This window comes from Kitasatospora sp. NPDC032150, from assembly GCF_055579945.1.
Genome location: NZ_JBVIMH010000053.1, coordinates 20,839 through 27,601, shown reverse-complemented (window position 1 = coordinate 27,601; position 6,763 = coordinate 20,839). Strand labels below are relative to the sequence as shown.

General features: G+C 70.9%; 7 protein-coding genes and 1 pseudogene. 2 read left to right on the top strand and 6 right to left on the bottom strand.

All coding sequences use genetic code 11. The features are described 5' to 3' along the window. Positions 1-329 (top strand): hypothetical protein (locus ACZ5ON_RS33995; protein ID WP_465600896.1); only part of this gene is annotated, 329 nt, incomplete at its 5' end. On the opposite strand, the gene ACZ5ON_RS33990 is transcribed toward ACZ5ON_RS33995, so the two are convergent. Genes ACZ5ON_RS33990 through ACZ5ON_RS33965 form a run of 6 tightly spaced genes read right to left on the bottom strand, consistent with a single transcriptional unit; the run spans position 271 to position 6,115 of the window. Further along, entirely contained in the window at positions 271-1,368 is a 1,098-nt protein-coding gene (locus ACZ5ON_RS33990) for a methyltransferase (protein ID WP_465600893.1), read from the bottom strand. The two genes, ACZ5ON_RS33995 and ACZ5ON_RS33990, sit on opposite strands and share 59 nt — an antisense overlap. Beyond that, entirely contained in the window at positions 1,365-3,167 is a 1,803-nt protein-coding gene (locus ACZ5ON_RS33985; protein ID WP_465600890.1) for an ABC transporter ATP-binding protein, read from the bottom strand. The genes ACZ5ON_RS33990 and ACZ5ON_RS33985 overlap by 4 nt, the downstream gene beginning before the upstream one ends. Then, a complete protein-coding gene (locus tag ACZ5ON_RS33980) occupies positions 3,160-3,573 on the bottom strand; it encodes a lasso peptide biosynthesis B2 protein (RefSeq protein WP_465600888.1) in 414 nt (137 codons plus the stop codon). Before ACZ5ON_RS33980 ends, ACZ5ON_RS33985 begins: the two co-directional genes overlap by 8 nt. Before the next feature lie 8 nt (positions 3,574-3,581). Beyond that, a complete protein-coding gene (locus tag ACZ5ON_RS33975) occupies positions 3,582-3,842 on the bottom strand; it encodes a lasso peptide biosynthesis PqqD family chaperone (protein ID WP_465600885.1) in 261 nt (86 codons plus the stop codon). Then, positions 3,823-5,688 (bottom strand): asparagine synthase-related protein, encoded by a 1,866-nt coding sequence (locus ACZ5ON_RS33970; RefSeq protein ID WP_465600883.1) that lies wholly within the window; start codon positions 5,686-5,688, stop codon positions 3,823-3,825. Before ACZ5ON_RS33970 ends, ACZ5ON_RS33975 begins: the two co-directional genes overlap by 20 nt. A gap of 13 nt (positions 5,689-5,701) precedes the next feature. Continuing rightward, positions 5,702-6,115, bottom strand: coding sequence for a LuxR C-terminal-related transcriptional regulator (locus ACZ5ON_RS33965; protein ID WP_465600880.1), 414 nt, complete (start codon positions 6,113-6,115; stop codon positions 5,702-5,704). 352 nt (positions 6,116-6,467) lie between these two features. Here ACZ5ON_RS33965 and ACZ5ON_RS33960 point away from each other — a divergent pair. After that, positions 6,468-6,608: pseudogene (locus tag ACZ5ON_RS33960) on the top strand (helix-turn-helix domain-containing protein); the annotation flags it as partial. Positions 6,609-6,763 lie beyond the last annotated feature (155 nt).

The window sequence follows — 6,763 nt, the reverse complement described above, 5'->3', positions numbered from 1 at the left end:
CGACTCCGAAGGGCCAAAACCTTCATCTTCCGTACAGCACCGCAATTGGAAGCTGTCCTACTACCAACTCCTTCTCGCGTTCAGGACGCAACACCTGGGAAAACGTGACCCTACCTTCGGTTTGGGAATCGCTTCTCAAGGGTGAGGGGGTTCAGTTCGGCAACCGCGCGGAGCCCCGCTCCGCGCCGACCCGAGGAGAGACCCCGATGGTGGCGAAGACCAGGAGTAGAGCCGGTGCGGAGCCGGACGGCGAGATGCGGGAGGTGGAGATCACCTGGGCGGTGCTGGCGTCGCTGTTCCAGTTCCGCATCGCCACCGCCGAACGCTAGCTGTTCTGACTCGTGAGGTTGGGGACGCGGCTGGCGGGTGGCTGCGGGTGAACTCGAGGATGCGCAGCCCGGCAGGCACCTCGGTTGTCGCGGTGTGCACGAGGCCGGCTGCAGTGGCCAGCTCCTTGTATCTGCCGAGGGTGCGTTCCCGTCCGCCGAGTAAGAGGAACATCCCAAGGTCCATCGTGGTCATCGCGTAGGGGTCGCCTTCGTCCAGCAGCCGCTCGACCACCAGGACGACGGTGTCCGGGCCGGCCGCTTGGGCGCACCCGCGCAGGATGCGCAGCGCGGCGTCGTCGTCCCAGTTGTGTAGCACGTTCACCAGCGTGTAGGCGTCGCCCGGTGGCAGCGGCTCGAAGAAACTGCCGGCGACTGCCGTGAACCGGTCGCCGTGGCCGGCGGCCGCCAGCCGTTCGGTTGCCGTGTGGACGGCGTCCGGCAGGTCGAGCAGGGTCGAGCTCAGGCGCGGGTACGTGCGCATCAGGGCGTCTAGCATGACGCCGGTGCCGCCGCCGAGGTCCACCACGTGCCCCTCGGCTGGCCAGGGGTAGGCCTGAACGAGCTCGGTGGCGAAGCTCTCTGCGTGGTGGCTGCGGAGCTTGTCGAAGGTCACGCCAGCGGCATTCGCCGCGAGATCTTCGTAAAACGGCTTGCCGTGCAGCTCCGGGTAGGGCGGGCGGCCGGTGCGCAGTGCCTGGAGCAGGCTTCCGGTCGCGGCGTCTAGGTGGGCGCCGATTCCGGCCTGGTCGAGCCATGACCGCAGGCGCGAGGGGTGGCCGTCCAGGAGGGCGGCGGAAAGGCCGGTCAGCCCGTACACGCCGGGCCGGGGTTCGTCGAAGACCTGGCGGCAGACCAGGAACCGCATGAGCCGGTCGAGGAGGTCGGGATCGGCAGCGGCGTGCTCGGCGAGTGTCGGCAGGCGGTCGTGGCCGGCGAGGATGTGGTCGGCCAGCCGCAGGGTCGCCGCGGCGCGCAGCGCGATGGGGGCCAGCCCGCTTACGGCTTCGGCGAACTGATGGGCGGCCGGGTCGTCGTTCACTGCAGGGCTCCGGGTGGGCTGGTGGGTGCGGGCTCGACGTCGATCTGGTCGCCGAGCAGCGTTCGGTAGTGCCGGCTGGTGCGGATGAGCTCGTCGTGGTCGCCAGCCGCTACCACCCGGCCGTCGTCGAGGACGAGAATGCGGTCGGCGTCGCGGACGGTGGAGAGGCGGTGGGCCACCACCAGCACTGCGGTGTCTTCGGGCAGGATGCGCAGCCCGGCCATCACGGCGGTCTCGTTCTCGGTGTCCAGACTGGCTGTGGGCTCGTCGAGCAGTAGCAGGGCAGGCCGGCTCAGCAGCGCGCGTGCGATGGCCAGGCGCTGGCGTTCGCCGCCGGACAGCAGCGCGCCGTGCTCGCCGACGGGCGTGTCGAGGCCTTGTGGCAGTCGGTCGACCAGGCGGTGCAGGTTTACCTGCCGCAGGGCCCGGTCGAGTGCCTGCGGTGAGGCCTCGCCGCTGAGCGTGAGGTTGTCGCGAAGGGTTCCGTGCAGCACCACCGGGTCCTGTTCCACCAGGGCGAGGAGCGAGCGCGACTGGCGTAGCGTCATGCTGGCTGCCGGGTGCCCGAGGTAGTGGATCGATCCGTGTTCGGGGTCGTGCAGTCGGCAGATCAGCGACAGGATGGTGGACTTGCCCGCGCCGGACGCGCCGACCATGGCGGTCCGGGTGCCGGGCGCGAGTTCGAAGCTGACACCGCGCAGGGCCGGCCGCTCACCGTACGAGAACGCCACGGCGCGGAATTCGAGGACCGGCGCGCTGGTGGAGGAGGGCCTGGGCCGGGCCAGGGCGGTGGCGGGCTCCGCTGGCTCGGCATCCCAGCCGAGGCAGTCGTCGATGCGCTGCAGCGCCCCCATGGCCCGCTTCAGCGTGGTCAGGCCGTCCAATAGGTTGCCGAGCGGCATCACCAGGTAGGTGGCGTACAGCAACAGGGCGATCAGGTCGCCGAGTTCGAGGCTGCCCGAGGCCACCCGGCTGCCGCCGAGGACGAGGACCAGCAGGAAGGAACCGCCAGCGGCGAGCTGGGTGACCGGCGCGGCTGCGGCGCTGAGCCGGGCGCCGCGGACGCCGGCCCAACGGGCGGCCACGGCGGAGGCGACGATGGTCTCGGACTCGGCCTCTTCGGCACCGCTCACCCGGATCGTGCGCACCGCCGCGAGCCCGCGCTCCAGGTCGGCGGCGAACGAGCCGACGGCCGTCTGGGCCTGCTCGCCAGCTGCCCTGATCCGGTCGAGTGCGGCGGTCACGCCGAGGCCGGCGACCGCGAACACTCCCAGCACGGCGAGGAAGAGCACCGGGTCGATGCCGAGCATGAGGACGGTGGCGCAGACCACGGTGAGCACGCCGACCGCGATCTCGACCAGGCTGCGGTTAACCGCGTCCCGCAGCGCTGCCGTGTCGTTGCTCGCCCGCGCGATCAGGTCGCCGACGCGGTGCTGTTCGAGGACGGCGATGCGCAGCCGCAGCACGTGCTCGACCAGCCGCCGGCGCAGTCGCAGGACGATGTTCTCCGCGGCGCGTTCGAGCAGGTAGCGGCCGAGTGTGTCGACGGCCGTCTGGGCCGCGAAGAGGCCGATCAACAGGGCCACCGGGCCGGCCAGGGCGTTACCGGTCCGGACCCGGTCGATGACCGTGCCGGCCAGCAGCGGCTGCGCCAGCCCGAGCCCTGACGCGGCGACGATGAGCAGGCCAGCCGCGCCAACCGGGCGGAACTCTGGGCGGATCAGCGCGAGGAGTCGGCCCAGGCCGGCCCGATCCTCCGCAGCCGCACGGGAAGCAGTACCTGCGGCGTTGCTAGCCACGGCCGGCCCCGACCAGCATCAGCACCCGGTAGTCGTCGTTGCTGCCGGGTTCGGCCACGATCCGGCCGTCGGCCTCCAGCCAGGCGTGGGCGGCGAACGGTGGGGTGGCACGCACGCCGACGCACCACTGGGGCCAGCCGCCGCGGGTACGGCAGAGCAGGCCCACCGCGATCGAGCGGGGTAGGCAGCCCTGCCAGCCCGCGCAGCGGGCGCTTGCCCCGACGACCTCGCGGTAGTACTCCTCCGCCTGCCGGTAGGGGACCGGGTGCGCGCCGGCGGCCAGCCGTTCCAGCACCGCGCGCAACCGCCGGGGCGACAGCCGGGCCAGGAGCATCCCGGCGGCGACGGCCGCCCGCACGGTTAGCGCCCGTACGGGACTGCTCGGACGAGCCGTGGGCACGGTCATGCCGACACTCATGCGCCGCCCACCAGACCGGCCCGGCGCAGTTGGTCGACCAGTGCCAGCACGTCCGCCTTGGCTCGTTCCTCGGTGACGTCGTACTCGGCCGTGATCGCGGCCGCGATGTCGTCGGTGTCGCGCCCGGCGAGCAGCTGCTCGGCCGCCACCCGGCCGCTCGGGTTCAGCTGGTAGTAGCGGCCGGCGCGCTCGTCGAGGAGCACGGCGCCGTAGTCTGTGGCCACCAGGGTCACGTCGTCACGCAGCCGAAGGGACATCGGATCGCTCCTGTCGGGTTGTTGGGCGGTCGACAGCGCGCAGCCAGAGTTCGCAGGCCACCGTGGTGAGCAGGGCGCCGTCGTCGAGTTGGGGTGCGTCGGGCTGGCGGCAGAGGGTGGTGAGGCGGTCCGCGTCCACCAGCCCGCGGGCGGCGAGGTGTGAGTCCGCCCAGAGGCCAGCGAGGTCGGCGGCGTGTTCGCGGGCTCCGAGCGCGAGGTCCAGATCCCCCACGCCCTTGGTAGTGCGGGCGAGCAGCCGCCCGGGAAGGACGTCGGCCATGGCTCGGCGGAGCAGCGGCTTGTAGAAGTGCGGCTGGACCCGGTCCTCGATCCGAACCGAGAGCGCGGCCTCGATCACCCGGTCGTCGAGGAACGGGGCCGAAATCGGCAGGCCGGCGCGGCCGGTGATCTCAACAAGGGCCCTGACCAGCCGGGCGCCGTCGCGGATGCCGTCCAGTTCCAGGTGTCGGCCCGGGGTCGGGGCCAGTGGGCGGGCGGTGGCCACGGCCCGGCCGAGCTCACCGCGCACCAGGTCGACGGTGTGAGGTGTGACCCACTCTGGAAGCGCCGCCGTTACCCCCCAGGTGAGCAGCGGGGTGCGCCAGTCGGTGACCGTTCTGCGGCTGACGGCGGAGCGGGCCAGCCATTGGCGGTAGGTTCCGCGCTGGGCCAGCTGGCGGGCCGTGTCTGACCACGGCCAGCCGAACATGCCCCGGTAGTCGGCGATTCGGCGGACGGCGGCCCACGGGCGGGTGCGCAGCAGGTCGACCGCGAGGGTCGGCAGTCCGACGAATAGGTGGTCTCCGCCGTGGCCGGTGAGGTGCGTCTGCGAGCCGGCCCGTCGGGCGAGTTCTGTCACGGCGAGCACTCGCGAGCGCTGCGCGATCGCGATGGAGGGTTCGTCCAGCCGCTCGGCTGCGGCGCCTGCGAGGTCGGCGTAGGCGAGCGGGAGCCGTTCGGCGGGCAGGATCTGGTGGTCGAGGGCCGGGTTCAGTTCGACGGCGAGGGCCGCCCAGTCGCGGTCGTCGTCGAGCGGGTCGCGGCTGTCCGCGGTGATGGCCAGTACGGCCGGGCTGCCTTGTCGGGTGCGCTCGCACTGGGCGAGGTAGCTGACCGCGGTCGAGTCGAAGCCGCCGGAGAGTTCGCTACTGACCAGCGTGCGGCCGGTCAGGTGCAGGCGAACGGAGGCGTCCAGGGCATCGTGGACGTACCCGGCGCCGTCGGTCGCTGGTCGGGTCGGGGCTGGCGGCTCCCACCACCGCCGTACCGTGACCGCCTGTCGGCTGTCGATCCGCAGGTAGCTGCCTGGTGGTGTCGGCTCGATGCCGTGCCAGGCGGTGCGCTCGCCTAGCGGGTGGGGGACGGGTTCCAGCAGCCGCAGGGCGAGGGCGGCCTCGTCTACGGGTGCGCCGACCAGCTCGGCCAGTGTCTCGGCCCGGTCGCTGACCAGCAGGGTTGTACCGTGCCGAGCGCGGAAGACCTGGCGGAGGCCGGAGGCCGTGCCCTGGGCCCGGACCACGCCGCCGACGGTGGCCAACAGGTGGAAGACACCGGGGAGTTCGGCCAGGGCGCGGTCCAGTTCGGTGATGTCCCGGCAGCGCCGGAGTGCCGTCTGCAGCCACTCGTGCTCGACTGGGCCCGGGCCGATGAGGACCAGTGCGTCGACGCCGGAGCGTACGTTGGTGAGCCGGCCGTGCGCGAGGTCGGCGAGGATCCAGGGGCGCCCGGATGAGTGTGGCACCAGGTGGGTGGGTCGGAAGGGAAGGCACCCGGCAACAGCGGATGCCGCATCATGGTCCGGCAGCATCACGAAGCGGTCGATGCTGCCGCCGAGTGCCTTCGTCACGCTATGCGCCCTCTCACGGGATGAGGCGGCCGACCAGCTGGTCGGCCTTGATCCTGCCGAAACCGGCGGTGGCGGCGGCGAACGCGCCGCGCGCGGTGAGCTTCGGAGCCTGGTAAGGCTTCTTCATCGGATTCACCTCCTCTGCTTGCTCGGACCATTCGTGGTGCGAACCATCCTGCTTGGTGATTCTCAGTTCGCCCACTGTCGTCTGCGACAGTCCCTGGGTGTATGCCGCGGCCGCGAGACAGACTTTCAGGCGGCTGGCCAGCGCAAGCTTCCCCTGAATATTAACGATGTGCGCACGAACCGTTCGCTCCGTGACGAAGATTTCCTTCGCTATGTCCATATTGGTCGGCCCTTCTGCTAGCAGCGCGAAGACTTCCCGCTCGCGCGCCGTGAGCCGGCCCACCCGGCGGAGCGCGGACATCCAATGAGGTGCACTCGCCAACTCATCGACCCCCTTTACTCATCGGATTGCACCGTATTCCGACTGCGACATGCGCATGCGGAGTGCCCCATTCCAGGGAAACGTTTCCGTCAGGTTTCCAGACACCGCTTTCTCGCGTGGCGAGAAAGCGGATTGTGGAGCGCCACCGACTGGCCTGGGGCGAACCGTTCGTCCACCGATTGGCGGGGGTCGATCGGAGGGGGTCAGGATCGACCGGAAGTCGAATGTTCGTACGACGGAACTCCGTCGTGGTATCACCCGTTCGTTAGGTTGCTCACAAAAGCGTGGTGACGAAGGGGGAGATGTGCACCACCGGGCGGGCGAGGCGGCAGTGGAGGGCCGGGGCGGCGGCAGTGGTCATGCCCATCGGGTATTCGCCGTGCTCCAGGCATTCGCGGACCTAGGGGGCGCCGTACACACACCCGGAGAAATCTCGCAGTTCACCGGGATAGATGACTCGGCGGTCCATAGAATTCTTCGGTCCGGAGTGCGCAGCGACATGTTCGTGCAGGTCTCCCGCGGCCTCTACCGGCTGGGGCCGGCGGCAGCCCGGATCGGCCTTCAGGCGGTCGCCCACGACGGGCCGGAGAAGGACAGGCGCTGACGGCGGCTGGTGCCCAGCGAGGA

Excerpts from the sequence above, each read along its gene's own strand:
- ACZ5ON_RS33980 (WP_465600888.1), bottom strand. The coding sequence starts at position 3,573 with ATGACCGTGCCCACGGCTCGTCCGAGCAGTCCCGTACGGGCGCTAACC.
- ACZ5ON_RS33975 (WP_465600885.1), bottom strand. The coding sequence starts at position 3,842 with ATGTCCCTTCGGCTGCGTGACGACGTGACCCTGGTGGCCACAGACTAC.
- ACZ5ON_RS33965 (WP_465600880.1), bottom strand. The coding sequence starts at position 6,115 with ATGTCCGCGCTCCGCCGGGTGGGCCGGCTCACGGCGCGCGAGCGGGAA.